Origin of the sequence: Citrobacter sp. Cb080, assembly GCF_030334745.1 — a bacterium.
Classification (GTDB): Bacteria; Pseudomonadota; Gammaproteobacteria; order Enterobacterales; family Enterobacteriaceae; genus Citrobacter; species Citrobacter braakii.
This window is the reverse complement of the sequence record NZ_JAOWDG010000069.1, coordinates 258,501-276,689: the sequence shown is the minus strand read 5'-3', so window position 1 is coordinate 276,689 and position 18,189 is coordinate 258,501. Positions and strand designations below refer to the sequence as shown.

The window sequence follows — 18,189 nt, the reverse complement described above, 5'->3', positions numbered from 1 at the left end:
ATTATGAAGAAAAGTGTACTGATAGCGACATTGTTACTGGGTTTTGCGGGGACAACATTTGCGCAAAGCGTTACCGTTGATGTACCAAGCGGTTATAAGGTGGTGGTAGTGCCCTCTTCCGTCAGCGTTCCGCAGGCGGTGAGCGTTACCACAGCGCCACAAACGGTGTATGTTGCTCCGGCGCCTGCCCCGGCGCCTGTCTATCGCGCACATCCTTATGCGCGACATGTTGCAAGCGTCGGTGAAGGAATGATCATCGAACACCAGATTGACGATCACCACTAAGTTTTTGCCTGGCCCGGGCAACCGGGCTTTAACCTTCCCGTGAATCCCCTACCCGTTTATCTTTCAGGAAGATAACCATCAGAATCACCCACAGTACGCCGCTTGCCAGATTGAACAGGCTGAACAAGCCGTTTCCTCCGAGCAGATAAGCGTGTTTACTCAGCTCAATACCGACGGTAAAAATCAGCATCTGCAACATACCCATTGCGGCAGAAACCGTGCCCTTACTCATTTCACTGGCAAACAGCGTGAGACGTACCAGTCCAGCATTCGCCACGCCAATACCAAACGCATAGATGCTTAAACCCGCCGTCATCCATAGATACGCATGGGATGACACCACCGTGGCCGCAGCGGCAATCACCAGCCCGACGGCGATTGGCCAGCCGCCCATGATAATCAGCGAACGTACGGTTTTTCGCGAGGTCAGGCGCGCCAGTACCAGGTTACCGGCAATCAACGCGCCAAAAATCGGCACCTGCAACAGGCCATATTCGTAGCTGCTGAGATGTTCACCGCTGATGATAATAATCGGGGACTGCGCAATCCACGCCAGTAACGGCAGGCTGACAAAACCCAATGCCAGCGCGCCTGCAACAAAGCGCACGTTCCTCAGCACCAGCCTATAATCTTTGCCCAGCTCTTTAATCGACAGCTTTTCACCAAGCCGGGTTGCCGTCTCCGGCATCGCGCGTTGCAGACCAAAAAAAGAGATGGCGGCCAGGGCGGCAAACAGGATAAACATCCCTTCCCACGGCAGAACATGTACCCAGGCTGCGCCGACCAACGGCCCCAGCAGGGGCGCAATCAACGCTACGTTTGCCATCAGCGCGGTAATTTTTATGCACACCGCTTCTTCAAAAGATTCCTGAATTGCGGCGTAACCCACCGCGCCAATAAAGCACAGGCTTATCCCTTGTAAAAAACGCAGGAAGGTAAATTGCTCAATATTCTGCGCAAGCAGGGTTGCAAGGCAGGTCACAATGAACCAGAGCACGCCGGTTAACATCACCGGGCGACGTCCAATTCGATCCGACAGCGGTCCTAATAACCACTGCAAAAACATGCCGCCAGCCAGATAGGCGGTCATGGATGTGGGCACCCAATCTAATCCGGCATTATATTGCTCCACCACCGCCAACATTCCGGGCTGGATCATATCGTTGCCGATATAAGTAGAGAATTCGTAAAGCACCAGACAGAGAGGGAAAAGTAATGCCTGACGCCCCAAACGGGCGCCTGAAGATAAACGGTTCTGCATGCAGTCTCTTAACTATAGAAAAATCGCGCAAAGTGTAATAAATGCGCCGTACTGGTGATAGTGAATTATGTGATTTGAAAGCAAATTGCGCACATTTTTACACTCATTTGCTCAGGAACATTTTGCGTTAAGGTTAATTTAAGTTGAGACCGCTATCATGTTCAATAAGTCTCATTAATTGTCTGAAAAATAGTCATTTAACAGACAAATAAGACAAGACCGCTTTTTATCCCGTGAAAGCAATTTTATGCTCTCCCCTCTTGGGCCTTTTTAACGATTACACTGAGTCTGGACGTTATGCTGGAAAATCTGAACAACTCACTTTTTTATCTCATCAATGCCACGCCGGACTCTGCGCAATGGATGATATCGCTTGCCATTTTTATTGCCAAAGACCTGATTAACATCGTACCGCTGTTAGCCGTTGTGCTTTGGCTTTGGGGGCCGCGGGCCCAGGTTACTCTCCAGCGCCAGTTAGTTATAAAAATGGCGATTGCGCTGATCGTCGGTCTGACGATTTCATGGCTGATGGGGCATCTGTTCCCTCACGATCGTCCGTTTGTTAACCACATCGGTTACAACTTCCTGCATCATGCGGCGGATGACTCTTTCCCGAGCGATCACGGTACGGTTATCTTTACCTTTGCACTGGCTTTCCTGTTCTGGCATCGGCTGTGGACGGGCGCTCTGCTGATGGTCGTTGCTGTGGCGATTGCCTGGTCGCGGGTCTACCTTGGCGTACACTGGCCGCTGGATATGCTGGGAGGATTACTCGCCGGGCTGATTGGCTGCCTGAGCGCCCAGATGATCTGGCAGCGGTTTGGCACGCCCCTGTACCTCGGCTTGCAAAATGGCTATCGCGCCTGCTTCGCTCTGCCCATCCGTAAAGGCTGGGTGCGTGACTAACCCACGGTAAAAAGAGTAGTATTAAGCGCGATACTGAGCACTTATTCTACTCTCCAGGGGAACTATGGAAACTCGACGCGACGAGCGTATTGGTCAATTACTGCAGGCGCTGAAACGCAGCGATAAATTACACCTCAAAGAAGCCGCGACGCTGCTGGGCGTATCTGAGATGACCATTCGTCGCGACCTGAATAATCACGATGCTCCCGTCGTCTTGCTCGGGGGCTATATTGTTCTGGAACCCCGCAGCGCCAATCACTATTTAATCAGCGATCAAAAATCCCGACTGGTTGATGAAAAGCGCCGTGCCGCCCAGATGGCGGCAAGCCTCGTGCAGGCACACCAGACTATCTTTTTCGACTGTGGTACCACCACGCCGTGGATCATTGAGGCTATCGACAATGAATTGCCTTTCACCGCAATCTGCTACTCGCTGAATACGTTTCTGGTGCTACAGGAAAAACCGCAGTGCCGCGTCATTCTGTGTGGTGGCGAATTCCATGCCAGCAACGCAATTTTCAAACCGCTTGATTTCCAGGAAACGCTGAACAACCTGTGCCCGGATATCGCTTTTTATTCCGCAGCTGGCGTTCATATTGAGAAAGGCGCGACCTGTTTTAACCTGGAAGAGCTACCGGTGAAACACTGGGCGATGTCGATGGCGCAGCATCACGTGCTGGTGGTCGATCACAGCAAATTTGGTAAGGTGCGTCCTGCGCGGATGGGTGAAGTAAAACGCTTTAATACCATCGTCAGCGATAGCCGTCCTGACGAGGCGTTTGTTGAGCACGCGAAAGCGCAACGTATCAAACTGATGTATTAAGCGATACTGCCGGATGGCGATAGCGTCATCCGGCAAACGCTAAGCTTAAGAGAACCAGCCGCCAAACCACTGGTGGAATTTCATCATCACAAAGTCCCACATGCGACTAAAGAATCCCCCCTCTTCCACGGCCTCCATCACCATCAGTGGACGCTGCTCGATGGATTTCCCGTTCAACTGGAAGTCGATAGTCCCCACAACCTGGCCTTTCTTCAGCGGCGCGGTTAACTGTGGTTCGGTCAGGGTAAAGCTGGCCTTCAGGTTTTTGAGCTGACCACGCGGGATAGTCACCGAGCCCGCTTCTCCGGCACCCAAATTAACTTCACTCTTATCGCCAAACCAGACGCGCTGCGTCACGAAAGTGGCATCCGGTTTAATCGGCGTAACGGTTTCAAAGAAGCGGAAGCCCCAGGTCAGCAGCTTTTCTGACTCATTAAAACGAATGCGGTCGGTTTTCGCCCCCAACACCACGGAAATCAGGCGCATATCCCCCTGGGTCGCGGAAGCGACCAGGTTGTATCCCGCCCCGGCCGTGGTACCGGTTTTCATACCGTCCACGTTCAGGTTGGTGCTCCACAACAAACGGTTGCGGTTCGGCTGGCGGATTTTATTAAAGGTAAATTCTTTCTCTTTGTGGATAGCGTACTCTTCCGGTACATCGTGGATTAGCGCCTTCCCGAGCAGGGCCATATCACGTGCGGTACTGAACTGTCCTGCCGCATCCAGGCCATGCACGGTCTGGAAAGTGGTATTGGTCAGCCCCAGTTTTTTCGCGTAGCCGTTCATCAGACCAATGAAGGATTCCTGGCTGCCGGCAACGTAATCAGCCAGTGCGATACAGGCATCGTTACCAGACTGGATGATAACGCCTTTGTTCAGATCGGACACTGCAACCTGATCGCCAGGTTTGAGGAACATAACCGACGAACCGCGCAGGGCCGGATTACCGGTCGCCCAGGCGTCTTTGCCCACGGTGACCATGTCGTTGAGGTTAATTTTCCCGGCCTTCAGCGCCTGACCGACTACATAGCTGGTCATGATCTTGGTCAGACTGGCAGGATCCAGTTTCTCATCAGCATTACCTTCCGCCAGAACCTTACCGCTGGCGTAATCCATTAGGATCCACGCGCGCGCGTCGACGCTCGGCGGGGCCGTTGGTTGCTCCGCCGCCTGTACGCTCGGCGCCAAAAGGATTAAGAGTGCAGAACCTGCAGCAAAGCTGCGAAGTGAAGAGAAGTATTGCGTCATAAATGCCACCCGAGTATCCATTCCAAAAAACCACGTCATACCACACCGTGTTTACACAAAACCGGCCAGGCGACCCTGGCCAACCCATGCAGAAAAGGTCTGATGGATGACGTGTAAAATAAGTGCGGTGAGTAATAACGCACTAACGAGCTTAAAGAAACCGTAAGTTGGTAAAGTTTTTAAAGTTTATGCAATAACACCGCGCTGCGCTGCTCCCGGCACGATTTTTTTAGACTTTGTTGCGTAAATATTAGGTTTACCCCACCATGTGGGCTAGTCAGATGGCATCTGCAGCCATAAAGCTGCTCAATTAATTTGCGGGGTTACTATGATTACACTGTGGGGTCGCAATAACTCGACCAACGTAAAGAAAGTATTGTGGACGCTCGAGGAACTGGAACTGCCGTATAACCAAATTCTGGCGGGCGGACAGCATGGCGGTAACCGCGATGCCGACTATCTGGCACTCAACCCGAACGGACTGGTCCCGCTACTACGCGATGATGAAACGGACGTTGTTCTGTGGGAATCCAATACCATTGTCCGCTATCTGGCAGCTCAGTACGGACAAAAGCGTTTGTGGATTGACGCCCCGGCCGCGCGCGCCGTCGGTGAAAAATGGATGGACTGGGCAAACCAGACGCTAAGTCCTGCGCATCGGGTTATCTTGTTTGGCCTGGTCAGAACCCCTGCCGAGAAACGCGATATGGCGGCAATCGAGGCGGGTAGTCAGGTGTGCGATAACCTGTTTGCTATTCTGGATAACGCGCTGGCGGACCAGCCATGGTTCTCCGGGGCTGAATTTGGCACTGCCGATATCGCCGTTGCGCCGTTTATCTATAACCTGTTCAACGTTGGCCTGAGCTGGACCCCGCGCCCACATCTGGAGCACTGGTATCAGCAACTGACCGAACGTCCGGCGTTTCAAAAAGTCGTAATGATCCCGGTCAGCTAACTCAATCAGGGACTCACTTTCAGTAATTCCCCGTCGGACTCGTCGGTTAGTACGTATAAGTACCCGTCTGGTCCGACGCGCACATCACGGATCCGTTGTCCCCTTTCCTGCAACAGACGACCCTCTTCGGTGACGGCATTCCCTTTGACGCTCAACACGATCACCTCTTTATCTTTCAACGCGCCAATGAACAACTTCTGCCGCCACTGTGGGAAGGTATCGCTATTATAAAAAGCCATTCCGCTGACCGCCGGTGACTTTTCCCAGTAAAAGATGGGTTGCTCTGTTCCAGCAACAATTGGGCCTTTTGCTTCGGGGATTTTAAGACCACTGTAGTTAACGCCCCAGGTCGCAAGCGGCCAGCCGTAGTTTTTCCCTTTCTCCGGGATATTGATTTCATCGCCCCCGCGTGGACCATGCTCATTGAGCCACAGCGTATCGCTCCAGGGATTCATCGCCATCCCCTGCGGGTTGCGGATACCATATGACCAAATCTCTGCCCGCGCTCCTGCCCTCTTCACAAACGGATTATCCGGCGGAATTTTTCCCTCATCGGTCAGTCGTACGACCTTGCCCTGCAGCTTATCCAGATCCTGGGCGGTAGAACGTCGATTATTTTCACCAAGACCAATAAACAGATAACCGTTGCCATCAAAAACCATACGTCCGCCAAAATGGTTTCCGGTGGAAAGCTTCGGCTGTTGGCGAAAAATGGTCTGGAACCCTTGCAGATGTTTGAGATCGTCGCTCAGTCGTCCGTAACCAACCGCTGTCCCGGCGTTACCTTCACTGTCAGCTTCAGCAAAGCTAAGCCACACCCGGCGAGATTGTTTAAAATCCGGTGCTAATGCCACATCAAGCAATCCCCCCTGACCATTCGCCCAGACTTTGGGTACGCCGGTCAGCGGGTCGGAAAGCCCCTTCCCTGACTGCCAAAGGCGAAGCTGGCCGCCTTTGAGCGTAATAAGCATACCGCGATTGTCGGGTAAAAACGCCAGCGACCACGGATGATCGAGTTTCGTTTGCAGCACTTCCACCTCTACCGCGGCGGCATAAGAGGAAAATAGCGCGAGTGGGACAGCACAGAGAAAGAGTCGACGCATAACACCTCCTTAATGGCTCTGCATAAAGCGTAGCCAGCAAGGGGAATTATCCCGCCACATTTACATAATCTTAACGAAAAGGGGGAGCGCCCTCCCCCTGATTCAGACGTGTTCCAGCGTTGAATAAGATTGCAAACACTGGATACTTAGCGTCAGCGTTGTCAGGCAGTTTTCCAGTTTCTCTGCGTTAACGGCGATAAAGGTTGGACAATCGTGATGTCCACTCATAAGACAAACAGCGGCGGCGGCTAACGCCCCTTCAGCACGATGAAGGGCATTCCACTCTTCCTGATCAAGATGCATACCGTGAAGCTGTGATTGCTCGTGCAATTCGCGATTCAGTGCAAAAAAATTATCACGCAGACGATCGCTCTCGCTGACTGACATGTAGCCTTTCGCTTTTCTCAACAGCAGATAAGCGGCAAGTTCGACACGGGCGTTTATCAATTTGTTGAGAAGATCGGTTCTCAGTCTGTCAACAACCATACTTTGCTCCTCCTCTTTCCAACTATGGTGCAACTTAATAGTATGGTCATTTTTTGAACAAAGTCGTGTCCAGGATCAATCCATCACCTAAAATTAACATAATTTACAAATAATCTTTAATTCCACACCGGGCGTAGCGACTGATGGTATGAGATTGCGATACAATTTTTATTCAGAACTCTGTAGAATCCGTGCCCTGAATATTCCAATAACTGAACAATTTTTACGCTATGAGCAATGTAACCCACCAGCCGAAAATCGGCTTTGTATCCCTCGGCTGCCCGAAAAACCTCGTCGATTCTGAACGCATCCTGACCGAACTTCGTACCGAAGGCTATGACGTTGTGCCAAGCTACGACGACGCGGATATGGTTATCGTTAACACCTGTGGCTTTATCGACAGCGCGGTTCAGGAGTCGCTGGAAGCAATCGGCGAAGCGCTGAACGAAAACGGCAAGGTGATCGTCACCGGCTGTCTGGGCGCGAAAGTCGATCAGATCCGTGAAGTCCACCCGAAGGTGCTGGAAATCACCGGGCCGCATAGCTACGAACAGGTTCTGGAACACGTTCACCACTATGTGCCCAAACCAAAGCACAACCCGTTCCTGAGCCTGGTTCCTGAACAGGGCGTCAAGCTCACTCCGCGTCATTATGCCTATCTGAAAATTTCTGAAGGCTGCAACCACCGCTGCACGTTCTGCATTATTCCGTCGATGCGTGGCGATCTGGTGAGCCGTCCGATTGGCGACGTCCTCAGCGAAGCCAAACGTCTGGTGGATGCGGGCGTAAAAGAGATACTGGTTATTTCTCAGGATACTTCCGCGTACGGCGTGGATGTGAAGCATCGCACCGGTTTCCATAACGGCGAGCCGGTCAAAACCAGCATGGTTGATCTGTGCGAGCAGTTATCAAAACTGGGGATCTGGACTCGTCTGCATTACGTCTATCCCTATCCGCACGTTGATGACGTGATCCCACTGATGGCGGAAGGGAAAATCCTGCCGTATCTGGACATCCCGCTGCAACATGCCAGCCCGCGTATTCTTAAGCTGATGAAACGCCCAGGCTCCGTGGACAGACAACTGGCACGCATCAAGCAGTGGCGTGAAATCTGCCCTGAACTGACGCTGCGCTCAACCTTCATTGTCGGTTTCCCGGGTGAAACGGAAGAAGACTTCCAGATGCTGCTCGACTTCCTGAAGGAAGCGCGTCTGGACCGCGTGGGCTGCTTTAAATACAGCCCGGTAGAAGGCGCTGGCGCCAATGACCTGCCGGACCAAATCCCGGAAGAGGTGAAAGAGGAACGCTGGAACCGCTTTATGCAATTGCAACAGCAAATCTCCGCTGAACGTTTGCAGGAAAAAGTGGGCCGCGAAATTCTGGTTATCGTTGATGAAGTTGACGAAGAAGGCGCGATTGGCCGCAGCATGGCTGACGCCCCGGAAATCGACGGCGCGGTATACCTGAATGGCGAAACCAAGGTGAAACCTGGCGATATCATCCGCGTGAAGGTCGAAAACGCTGATGAATACGATCTGTGGGGCACCCGCGTTTAAATAAGCGCAACCCAACTGTAGGCCGGATAAGCGTTACGTCTTATCCGGCCTGTGATTTATCCTTTAATTTTCGGGTCCAGCGCGTCGCGCAGACCATCTCCGAGTAAGTTAAACGCCAGTACCGTCAGGAATATCGCCACCGCCGGGAAAATCGCCACGTGCGGCGCGATCACCATATCAGCGCGGGCTTCATTGAGCATTGCCCCCCACTCCGGGGTCGGCGGCTGCGCACCCAATCCCAGAAATGACAGGCTCGCGGCAGAGATAATCGACGTGCCAATACGCATGGTAAAAAAGACCACGATCGATGAAACCGTACCCGGCAAGATATGGTTGAAGATGATGGTCGCATCGCTGGCGCCAATACTGCGCGCGGATTCAATAAAGGTCTGCTGCTTTAGCACCAGCGTATTTGCGCGCACCAGCCGCGCGAAGGCCGGAATGGAGAAAATGGCCACGGCAATAATCACGTTTGCAATGCCGCTGCCCAGCACAGCGACCACGGCTATCGCCAGCAAAATACCCGGAAAGGCGAACAGCACATCGCAGATACGCATAATCAGTCGATCCCACCAGCCTTCGTAGTATCCCGCCAGCAGACCCAGCACGGTGCCAATCGCTGCGCCAATAAATACGGCAAAGACCCCCGCCGCCAGCGAGATTTGCGCCCCCACCAGCACGCGGCTAAAAATATCCCGCCCCAGCGAGTCAACGCCGAACCAGTGCAGCATCGACGGTCCGTCATTCAGACGGTCATAATCGAAGTAATTCTCGGCATCAAATGGCGTTAACCAGCGAGCAAAAATCGCCACCATTATCAGCAGCACGACAAATAACCCCGCTAACATCGCCATGCGCTGGCGACGGAAACGACGCCAGAATTCATGCCACGGCGTGCGTATCTGCTCAGGCTTAACAAGGGGCATCGCATTTAAAATCGCCTGTCGGCGCCAGTTAAAAAATCGCATCCTTACTTGTACCTGATAGCCGGATTAATGGCGGCATAGAGCACATCCACCACTAAGTTAATAAGAATAAACTCCAGAGAAAACAACAGCACCTCGGCCTGAATCACCGGATAGTCGCGCATTTCGACTGAGTCCACCAACAGCCGCCCAAGCCCTGGCCAGTTAAACACCTTCTCAACCACAATTGAGCCGCCGAGCAAAAAGCCAAACTGTAGCCCCATCATGGTGACCACCGGGATCATCGCATTGCGCAAACCATGTTTTAACACCACCCAGGTTTCACTCACCCCTTTGGCCCGCGCGGTACGCATATAGTCTTCACTGAGCACATCGACAAACGAAGCGCGGGTAAACCGGGCTAACACCGCAGCCACCGCCGCACCCAGGGTAATAGACGGGAGGATATAGTGCCGCCAGGTATCAGCACCAACGGTGGGCAACCAGCCAAGCTCAACGGAGAATATCTGCATGAGCAGCATGCCGAGCGCAAACGCCGGGAAAGAGATCCCGGTGACGGCGAGCGTCATACTCAATCTGTCCGGCCAACGATTGCGCCATACAGCAGCAATGATCCCTGCCGTCATGCCGAATAACACCGCCCACGCCATGCTGGCAATGGTCAGCCATAGCGATGGCATAAAACGACTGGCTATCTCTTCGGAGACCGGACGACGAGAAACCATTGAGGTTCCAAAATCGCCTTGCAACACGTTAGTAATGTAATGCCAGAACTGAATATGCAGCGGCTGGTCCAGACCCAACTGCTGACGCACCAGTTCGATAACCTCAGCGTCAGCCTCCGGTCCGGCAATCAGCCGGGCCGGATCGCCGGGTAGCAGGTGAACAAATAAAAATACCAGCACCGCTACAATCAACAGAGTTGGAATCAACCCCAGCAGGCGCTTGAAAACATAGTTAAGCATCACACTCCCTTCGCCGGCCCCTGTGTGGCGGGGCCGGATGAATAGCTTATTTTAAATCCGCATCATCAAAGCTAAATCCGGTATCCGGCATGATCCAGAACCCGGTCAATCTGGTGTTGTGCGCCGAAATCAGTTGTTCCACTACCAGTGGGATCCACGGCGACTCTTTCCAGATAATATCCTGCGCATCCTTGTACAGCTTCGCTTTCTGGGCCGGATCGTTGGTTTGCAACGCTGCTGCTAAATCACTGTCCACCTGCTTATTGCTGTAGAACGCCGTATTAAACAGCGTTGGCGGCCAGTTTTGAGATGCAAACAGCGGTGACAGCGCCCAGTCTGCTTCACCCGTAGAGGCAGACCAGCCGGTGTAGAACATGCGTACCCCGCTCTCTTTCTGCGCTTTACCTTCGACTTGCGCCGCGCGCTGACCGGCATCCATCGCCGTCACCTGAGCCTTAACGCCCACCTGCGCCAGTTGCTGCTGGGTAAATTGCAGCACTTTCTGCGCGGTACTATGGTTATGAGAAGACCATAGCGTGGTGGTAAAACCGTTCGGATAACCCGCTTCTTTCAGCAGTTCGCGCGCTTTTGCCGGGTCGTATGGCCATGGCGTATAGCTTTGCGCATAGGCGATCGACGGAGGGAGAACGCCGGTTGCTGGCGTCGCGTAACCGGCAAACGCCACTTTCACCAGCGCCTGACGGTTGATGGCATAATTCAGCGCTTCACGCACCTTCGGGTTATCGAACGGTTTTTGCGTGACGTTCATGCTGATGTAACGCTGCATAATAGACGGACTGGCCACCAGTTCCAGGTTTTTATTCTTCGCCAGTAGCGCCGCCTGTTCGTAAGGGATCGGGAAGGCAAACTGTGCTTCCCCGGTCTGCAGCATTGCCGCACGCGTGTTGTTGTCGGTCACCGGACGCCAGGTTATCGTATCCAGCTTTGGCAGCCCTTGCTGCCAGTAACCCGCGAACTTCTTAACCTTTACAAAATCCGTCTGATTCCAGGTCTCAAGCTGATACGGCCCGGTCCCCACGGGATGGAAACCGATCTCCTTGCCGTATTTCTCCAGCGCGGCGGGAGAGATCATCGCCGTAGCCGGGTGCGCCAGAATATTGATAAATGCAGAGAACGGCTGCTTCAGCGTTATCTTCACCGTCGACGGATCGACGACCTCGGTTTTATCGATATTCTTATACAGGTTGTAGCGTTTCAGATGGTTTTCCGGATTGCTGGCCCGGTCGAGGTTAGCTTTAACCGCATCGGCGTTGAAGTCGGTGCCGTCCTGAAACTTCACGCCCTGTCGCAGCTTAAGGGTATAAGTCAGGCCATCATCAGAAACCGTATAACTCTCCGCCAGTACATTTTTCAGCTTCATCTCTTTATCAAGGCCAAACAGCCCCTGGTAAAACGACTTCGCTACCGCCTGCGACAACGTGTCGTTTGCGTCGTAGGGATCGAGGGTGGTGAAATTGGATCCTACCGCCACGACTACATCTTTGCCAGCCCAGCCAGGTGTGGCGGCCAGCGCAGAGGTCACTCCCACAGCAACCAGCCATTTTCGAGCAACAATTTTTGTCATGTTATTCTCCTTAAACCCTGCCTGCCTGTTATAAACGCGAAAGCGCATTTTCTGGTTGCGGACGCGCAACATAATGCCCCGGGCCAACTTGCTGGAGTGAAACGGGGGAAATCTCTTCACCGCGTTTGCGGATATTACTGGGGATATCATCCGACAACAGCACGCGCTGGGGCCGGTGATGTGAGGGATCGGCGACCGGGACTGCCGCCATCAGTTTGCGGGTGTACGGATGCTGCGGATTTTCAAACACCGCGCGTCGGGTGCCGATCTCGACGATTTGCCCAAGGTACATCACCGCCACCCGATGACTGATCCGCTCCACCACCGCCATATCGTGGGAAATAAACAGGTACGCAATCCCCATTTCTCGTTGGAGGTCGAGCAACAGGTTGATAATTTGCCCGCGAATTGAGACATCCAGCGCCGAGACTGACTCATCGGCAATAATCACCTTGGGATTGAGCGCCAGCGCCCGGGCAATACAGATCCGCTGACGCTGCCCACCGGAAAACTCATGCGGATAGCGCCAGGCATGCTCAGGGAGCAATCCTACGCGTTCCAGCAGCCATGCAACCCGTTTTGCCGCCGCATCGCCTTGCAGTAGCCCATGCACCCGCAGCGGTTCTAAAATGGAATATCCCACGGTCTGACGCGGATCGAGCGAAGCATAGGGGTCCTGGAAGATAAATTGAATATCCCGACGCAGCGGCTGTAGCTTACTGGCGGCCAGGGTATCGATACGCTGTCCGTTGAAAACAATCTCCCCGCGTTGAGACTCGACCAGACGTAGCAGCGCCCGACCGGTGGTGGATTTCCCGCAGCCTGACTCCCCCACCAGCGAGAGCGTCTCTCCAGGCCACAGGTCAAAGCTGACGTTTTCCACCGCATGCACCTCGCGGGTCACCCGATTAAGAATGCCGCTGCGCAGCGGAAAACGCGTCACCAGATTACGTACCTGCAAAATAGGCTCGCCTTCAACCACGGTATCCTGTGCAGTCTGTGGTTCTACATGGCTGGGATCGTGTAACGAAATGAGTGGAAACCGGCGCGGGTACGCTTGTCCGGTCATCGCCCCAAGCTGCGGCACGGCTGCCAGCAGCGCTTTGGTGTAAGGATGCTGGGGAGCGTGAAAAATCTGCTCAACGCTGCCGGTTTCTACCGCCTCGCCCTGATACATCACCAGCACGCGATCGGCAATATCCGCTACGACGCCCATATCGTGGGTAATAAAGATCACTCCCATCGACATATCCTGCTGCAACACTTTTATCAGTTGCAGGATCTGTGCCTGAATAGTGACATCCAGCGCGGTAGTCGGCTCATCGGCAATTAAAACCGCAGGGCGACACGATAGCGCCATAGCGATCATTACCCGCTGGCGCATGCCGCCAGAAAGCTGGTGCGGATAGCGCGATAAAATAGCCTTCGCCTCGGGGATACGCACCTGGTCGAGCATCCGTTTCGCTTCCACCATCGCCTCTTCGTGGCTGGCCCCCTGATGCAAACGGATTGACTCAGCAATCTGCTCACCTACGGTAAATACCGGATTAAGCGATGTCATGGGCTCCTGGAAGATCATGGCGATATCCGCGCCACGCACGTGACGCATCCGCGACGCGCTCTGTTCACCCAGCTCAATAACCTGTCGGTTACGGCGTCGAAGGAGCATTTCATCGCAGCTCACCTCGCCGCCTGACTGTTCAATCAAACGCATCAGCGACAAGGCTGTTACCGACTTTCCTGAACCGGATTCGCCCACTATCGCCAGCGTTTCACCACGCTTCAGGCGAAATGACAGATTACGCACCGCACTGATGCGCTGCTGCTCCTGCTCAAAGGCAATGTTCAGGTTGCTGACTGCCAGCACGTCGCTGGCGTCAAGCTCATCACTGTGTGGCAACGGTATCTCCTTTTTCCCGATAAATACCGGTGGTTGGCGTATCGCCTGCATATCCCCAGGCACGGTACATGCCTTCGCTGTTAAAGGGCAAGGCGACGTTGCCCTCGTGATCGACGGCAATTAAACCGCCGCTACCGCCGAGCGCCGGTAATTTTTCCATTACTACGCGTTCGCACGCCTCCGATAAACTCAGGCCGCCATAGTCCATCAACGCCGCAATGTCATAGGCCGCCAGCGCACGAATAAAGACTTCACCGGTTCCGGTGCAGGAAACGGCCACACTTGCGTTATTGGCATAGCAGCCAGCGCCGACCAGCGGACTGTCACCTACCCGCCCCGGTAATTTGTTGGTCATCCCGCCGGTCGATGTTGCCGCCGCCAGATTGCCAAACATATCCAGCGCGACCGCACCCACAGTACCCATTTTGTTGTTTTCATCCAGCGGGGTCGCGCTATGATCCAGCACCGTTTCACCCGCCGATTGCGCTGCCAGCAGTTGAGCGTAGCGTTCTGGCGTCGAGAAAATATCCGCCGAAACGCGCTCCATACCCTGCGCAATGGCAAAGTTTTCAGCCCCTTCACCTATCATCATGACGTGGGGGCTGTGCTCCATCACCAGGCGAGCCGCGAGAATTGGATTGCGCAGATGGCTAACCCCGGCGACGGCTCCCGCGTTTAGCGTATTACCGTCCATCACACAGGCGTCCAGTTCATGGGTTTCATCACGGGTATACACCGCGCCAATTCCGGCATTAAACAACGGACACTCTTCCAACAAACGCACGGCTTCGGTGACCACATCCAGTGCGCTACGACCGTCTTCAAGCATCCGCTGGCCGGTTTCAACGATATCCGACAGTGCTTGTATATAACGCAATTCTTGCTCCTGGCTCAGTAACGCGCGGGTGATAGCCCCTGCGCCGCCGTGAATTGCAATGACTGCTTTACCCATTTTATTCGTCCATTAGGTGGCGGGTACCGGGGGGTTATAAATATCAGAATTTCGGTGACTTATTGATTCGATTTTTGAATATAGAAAGATGCAGACGTCATGTAAAGGTAAAGGCCCGCACCTCACACCCCGTCTCATCAGGTCATTCAGATGTGTTTAACGGAAAGGAGATCTCTCGACGTTGGTGCTAAATTATTCAAGCCGATCGGTAATCTGTTTTTTTGCATAAAACACAAAGCGTTCTACAGACGGCATACACGCTGCCCAGTTATGTTTGGTTAACCCCAGATATTCCGCACGCGCCGCTTGCAGCAAATCAGCATGCTCAGCGGGTAATTGCGGCAGAAGCCAGGATGCGGCCTCATCTTTAGCGACAATATTACCCGTAACCACGCTATACCAGATACGTGCCAGAGCAAGGATGATATTACGCTCGTCCCCCTCTAAATCAGCCGGTTTCTGCCACATCTCAAGGATATGCCGAAATGTTTGCAATACATCGCTAAACGGAATGACGTTAAATAACATCTCAGCCGGTTCACCGAACAGCGGTACGCTGGCGCGCCGGGCCTGGGTCAGCAGAATAGAAAGATCAGGATCCACCATTGCCGGTTCAAACACGCCAGCGCGAATATCATCACGCAGCCATTCGCCAAACTGCATTTCTCTCGCCGGTGGGAATCGCCACGGCACGATCTGCGAGTGCAGAACCACGGTCACTTCCAGCGCACGATATGGCCCGGAGGTGCCGGGAGGCGCTGAAATGGTCAGCAAATCCTGCATCAGTTTTTTTCTTTGTCGGGCATTTATTGGTTCACGCAGGGTGACCAATAAATCAATGTCGCTTTGGGGTTTTAAGCCGCCTTCAACCGCAGAGCCATACAAATGAAGGGCAATGAGATTCCCCTCGAAAATCTGACGGATGCACGCACTGGCGGCCTCCACCTGTCGTCGAATTGCGTCTGGAATAATATTAGCCATTTAGCCCCCAGGGAAAAATGAGCGGAAATATTGAGTCTATACTGCATTCTTCCTGCAGCGCTATCCCTGGCACAAAACCTTTACCAGATCTGATTCTAAGCCTGAGGTAGCATACTGCCCGCGTCCATTTTCTGACATAATGAGCAGATTCGATTTTGCCCCGCAGGAGTCTTCTCATGGAATTTACCGCCGGACTGATGCCGCTTGAAACGGCTCTCTCTCAGATGCTTTCGCGTATTACCCCGCTCACCGCCGTCGAAACGCTGCCGCTGGTTCAATGCTTTGGCCGCATTCTGGCCACCGACGTTGTCTCCCCCATTGATGTACCGGGATTCGATAACTCAGCAATGGATGGCTATGCGGTACGATTAGCCGATTTACAATCTGATCAGCCGCTTGCGGTGGCGGGTAAAGCCTTTGCCGGTCAACCTTTCCATGGCGAGTGGCCTGCGGGAACCTGCATCCGTATTATGACCGGCGCCCCAGTGCCTGCTGGTTGTGAAGCGGTGGTGATGCAGGAGCAAACGGAACAAACTGACGACGGAGTGCGTTTTACCGCCGAAGTCCGCCGCGGGCAAAATATTCGTCTGCGCGGTGAAGATATTGCAAACGGCGCGGTGGTGTTTCCCGCCGGGACTCGCCTGACAACCGGCGAGCTTCCCGTTCTGGCTTCGCTCGGTGTTGCCGATGCTCCCGTTGTACGCAAAGTCCGCGTGGCGCTGTTCTCTACCGGTGATGAACTGCAGTTACCAGGTCAGCCGCTGGGAGACGGGCAGATTTATGACACTAACCGTCTGACCGTTCACCTGATGCTGCAACAGTTGGGCTGCGAAGTGATCAACCTGGGGATTATTCGCGACGATCCCAACGCGCTGCGCGCCGCGTTTATCGAAGCCGACAGCCAGGCCGATGTCGTCATCAGTTCCGGCGGCGTTTCAGTAGGCGAAGCGGATTACACTAAAACTATTCTGGAAGAGCTGGGAGAAATTGCCTTCTGGAAGCTGGCTATCAAACCGGGCAAACCGTTCGCGTTTGGCAAACTGAGCAACAGCTGGTTTTGCGGTCTGCCGGGTAATCCAGTGTCTGCGGCCCTCACCTTTTATCAACTGGTACAACCGCTCCTGGCGAAACTCAGCGGCAACACCGCCTGTGGACTGCCGCCTCGCCAGCGCGTGCGCACCGCCTCACGCCTGAAGAAAACACCTGGCCGTCTGGATTTTCAGCGCGGCGTATTGCAGCGTACCGCTGAAGGCGAACTGGAAGTCACCACTACCGGGCACCAGGGCTCGCATATTTTTAGCTCTTTTAGCCAGGGTAACTGTTTTATCGTGCTGGAGCGCGATCGCGGTAACGTCGAAGCCGGCGAATGGGTTGAGGTCGAGCCGTTTAACGCACTGTTTGGAGGCCTGTAATGGCAGAACTCAGCGACCAGGAGATGATGCGCTATAACCGGCAAATCATTCTGCGCGGCTTCGATTTCGAAGGTCAGGAAGCGCTCAAGGACGCGCGGGTACTGGTCGTTGGTGTGGGGGGACTGGGATGCGCAGCAACTCAGTACCTTGCAGGCGCTGGCGTCGGGCATTTAACCTTGCTCGACTTTGACACAGTCTCCGTGTCGAACCTCCAGCGCCAGACGCTGCACAGCGATGCGACCGTTGGACAGCCAAAAGTGCTATCCGCCCGCGACGCACTGGCGCGGATTAACCCTTATATCGCCATTACGCCGGTGAATGCCCTGCTGGACGAGAGCGAGATTCACACGCTTATTACCGAACACGATTTGGTGCTGGACTGTACGGATAATGTCAGCATCCGCAATCAGTTGAATGCCGGATGCTTCGCCGCCAGGATTCCGTTGGTTTCCGGTGCGGCAATTCGCATGGAAGGACAAATTACCGTATTTACCTACCAGGAAGGAGAGCCCTGCTACCGTTGCCTGAGCCGTCTGTTCGGTGAAAACGCCCTGACCTGCGTAGAGGCCGGAGTGATGGCCCCGCTGATCGGCGTGATCGGCTCGTTACAGGCGATGGAAGCCATTAAGCTGCTGGCTAACTACGGTAAACCGGCGTCAGGAAAAATCGTCATGTACGACGCCATGACCTGCCAGTTTCGCGAAATGAAGCTGATGCGCAATCCCACCTGTGAGGTCTGCGGGAGTTAGCAGAGAAATCGTCGGCACCGCACTATTGCCAGAGGGCGATGCTAATGCCTCCAATCAGGCCTACAACAGCGCATTGTGTAGGCCGGATAAGGTGTC

At 53.9% G+C, this 18,189-nt stretch carries 17 protein-coding genes; 7 read left to right on the top strand and 10 right to left on the bottom strand.

What is annotated here, in order from left to right; all coding sequences use genetic code 11:
• Positions 1-3: 3 nt before the first annotated feature.
• Complete coding sequence (locus OGV38_RS13985) at positions 4-285, top strand: hypothetical protein (RefSeq protein ID WP_019076373.1); 282 nt, start codon at positions 4-6, stop codon at positions 283-285.
• A 28-nt stretch (positions 286-313) separates the two neighbouring features.
• On the opposite strand, the gene OGV38_RS13980 is transcribed toward OGV38_RS13985, so the two are convergent.
• Positions 314-1,546 (bottom strand): MFS transporter, encoded by a 1,233-nt coding sequence (locus OGV38_RS13980; RefSeq protein ID WP_016156092.1) that lies wholly within the window; start codon positions 1,544-1,546, stop codon positions 314-316.
• 297 nt (positions 1,547-1,843) lie between these two features.
• On the opposite strand from OGV38_RS13980, the gene ybjG reads away from it, so the two are divergent.
• Positions 1,844-2,452, top strand: a complete 609-nt coding sequence (ybjG, locus tag OGV38_RS13975) for an undecaprenyl-diphosphate phosphatase (RefSeq protein ID WP_016156091.1) — start codon at positions 1,844-1,846, stop codon at positions 2,450-2,452.
• A gap of 64 nt (positions 2,453-2,516) precedes the next feature.
• A complete protein-coding gene (gene deoR / locus OGV38_RS13970; RefSeq protein ID WP_016156090.1) occupies positions 2,517-3,275 on the top strand; it encodes a DNA-binding transcriptional repressor DeoR in 759 nt (252 codons plus the stop codon).
• A gap of 45 nt (positions 3,276-3,320) precedes the next feature.
• Here deoR and dacC read toward each other — a convergent pair whose 3' ends face one another.
• Positions 3,321-4,523, bottom strand: a complete 1,203-nt coding sequence (gene dacC / locus OGV38_RS13965) for a serine-type D-Ala-D-Ala carboxypeptidase (protein WP_016156089.1) — start codon at positions 4,521-4,523, stop codon at positions 3,321-3,323.
• Positions 4,524-4,851: 328 nt separating this feature from the next.
• Between dacC and OGV38_RS13960 the strand changes: the two genes are divergently transcribed.
• On the top strand, positions 4,852-5,478 hold the full coding sequence (locus OGV38_RS13960; protein WP_016152396.1) for a glutathione S-transferase family protein: 627 nt from the start codon (positions 4,852-4,854) through the stop codon (positions 5,476-5,478).
• A 5-nt stretch (positions 5,479-5,483) separates the two neighbouring features.
• Here the strand turns inward: OGV38_RS13960 and OGV38_RS13955 are convergent, their stop codons facing one another.
• Positions 5,484-6,581, bottom strand: coding sequence for a PQQ-dependent sugar dehydrogenase (locus OGV38_RS13955; RefSeq protein WP_049270792.1), 1,098 nt, complete (start codon positions 6,579-6,581; stop codon positions 5,484-5,486).
• 102 nt (positions 6,582-6,683) lie between these two features.
• Entirely contained in the window at positions 6,684-7,067 is a 384-nt protein-coding gene (gene bssR, locus OGV38_RS13950) for a biofilm formation regulator BssR (RefSeq protein WP_016156086.1), read from the bottom strand.
• Between the two features lie 230 nt (positions 7,068-7,297).
• On the opposite strand from bssR, the gene rimO reads away from it, so the two are divergent.
• The gene (gene rimO, locus OGV38_RS13945; protein WP_016152393.1) at positions 7,298-8,623 is read left to right on the top strand and encodes a 30S ribosomal protein S12 methylthiotransferase RimO; all 1,326 of its coding nucleotides are present in this window, start codon (positions 7,298-7,300) and stop codon (positions 8,621-8,623) included.
• 56 nt (positions 8,624-8,679) lie between these two features.
• Here rimO and gsiD read toward each other — a convergent pair whose 3' ends face one another.
• From gsiD to OGV38_RS13915, 6 genes are all read right to left on the bottom strand, one after another.
• Positions 8,680-9,591, bottom strand: coding sequence for a glutathione ABC transporter permease GsiD (gene gsiD, locus OGV38_RS13940; protein WP_016156084.1), 912 nt, complete (start codon positions 9,589-9,591; stop codon positions 8,680-8,682).
• Positions 9,592-9,593: 2 nt separating this feature from the next.
• On the bottom strand, positions 9,594-10,514 hold the full coding sequence (gene gsiC / locus OGV38_RS13935) for a glutathione ABC transporter permease GsiC (protein ID WP_016152391.1): 921 nt from the start codon (positions 10,512-10,514) through the stop codon (positions 9,594-9,596).
• A gap of 46 nt (positions 10,515-10,560) precedes the next feature.
• Positions 10,561-12,099 carry a glutathione ABC transporter substrate-binding protein GsiB gene (gene gsiB, locus OGV38_RS13930; protein WP_286473600.1) on the bottom strand — a complete coding sequence of 513 codons (1,539 nt, stop codon included), beginning with the start codon at positions 12,097-12,099 and terminating at the stop codon, positions 10,561-10,563.
• Positions 12,100-12,127: 28 nt separating this feature from the next.
• Positions 12,128-13,999: a glutathione ABC transporter ATP-binding protein GsiA gene (gene gsiA / locus OGV38_RS13925; RefSeq protein ID WP_200010023.1), complete on the bottom strand. Its 1,872-nt coding sequence runs from the start codon at positions 13,997-13,999 to the stop codon at positions 12,128-12,130.
• Positions 13,986-14,951, bottom strand: coding sequence for a beta-aspartyl-peptidase (gene iaaA / locus OGV38_RS13920; RefSeq protein WP_016156081.1), 966 nt, complete (start codon positions 14,949-14,951; stop codon positions 13,986-13,988). The genes gsiA and iaaA overlap by 14 nt, the downstream gene beginning before the upstream one ends.
• A 192-nt stretch (positions 14,952-15,143) precedes the next feature.
• Complete coding sequence (locus tag OGV38_RS13915) at positions 15,144-15,932, bottom strand: aminoglycoside adenylyltransferase family protein (RefSeq protein WP_216426027.1); 789 nt, start codon at positions 15,930-15,932, stop codon at positions 15,144-15,146.
• Between the two features lie 176 nt (positions 15,933-16,108).
• Between OGV38_RS13915 and moeA the strand changes: the two genes are divergently transcribed.
• Positions 16,109-17,344: a molybdopterin molybdotransferase MoeA gene (gene moeA / locus OGV38_RS13910; RefSeq protein ID WP_115190784.1), complete on the top strand. Its 1,236-nt coding sequence runs from the start codon at positions 16,109-16,111 to the stop codon at positions 17,342-17,344.
• Positions 17,344-18,093, top strand: coding sequence for a molybdopterin-synthase adenylyltransferase MoeB (gene moeB / locus OGV38_RS13905; protein ID WP_016156078.1), 750 nt, complete (start codon positions 17,344-17,346; stop codon positions 18,091-18,093). The genes moeA and moeB overlap by 1 nt, the downstream gene beginning before the upstream one ends.
• Positions 18,094-18,189: the final 96 nt, after the last annotated feature.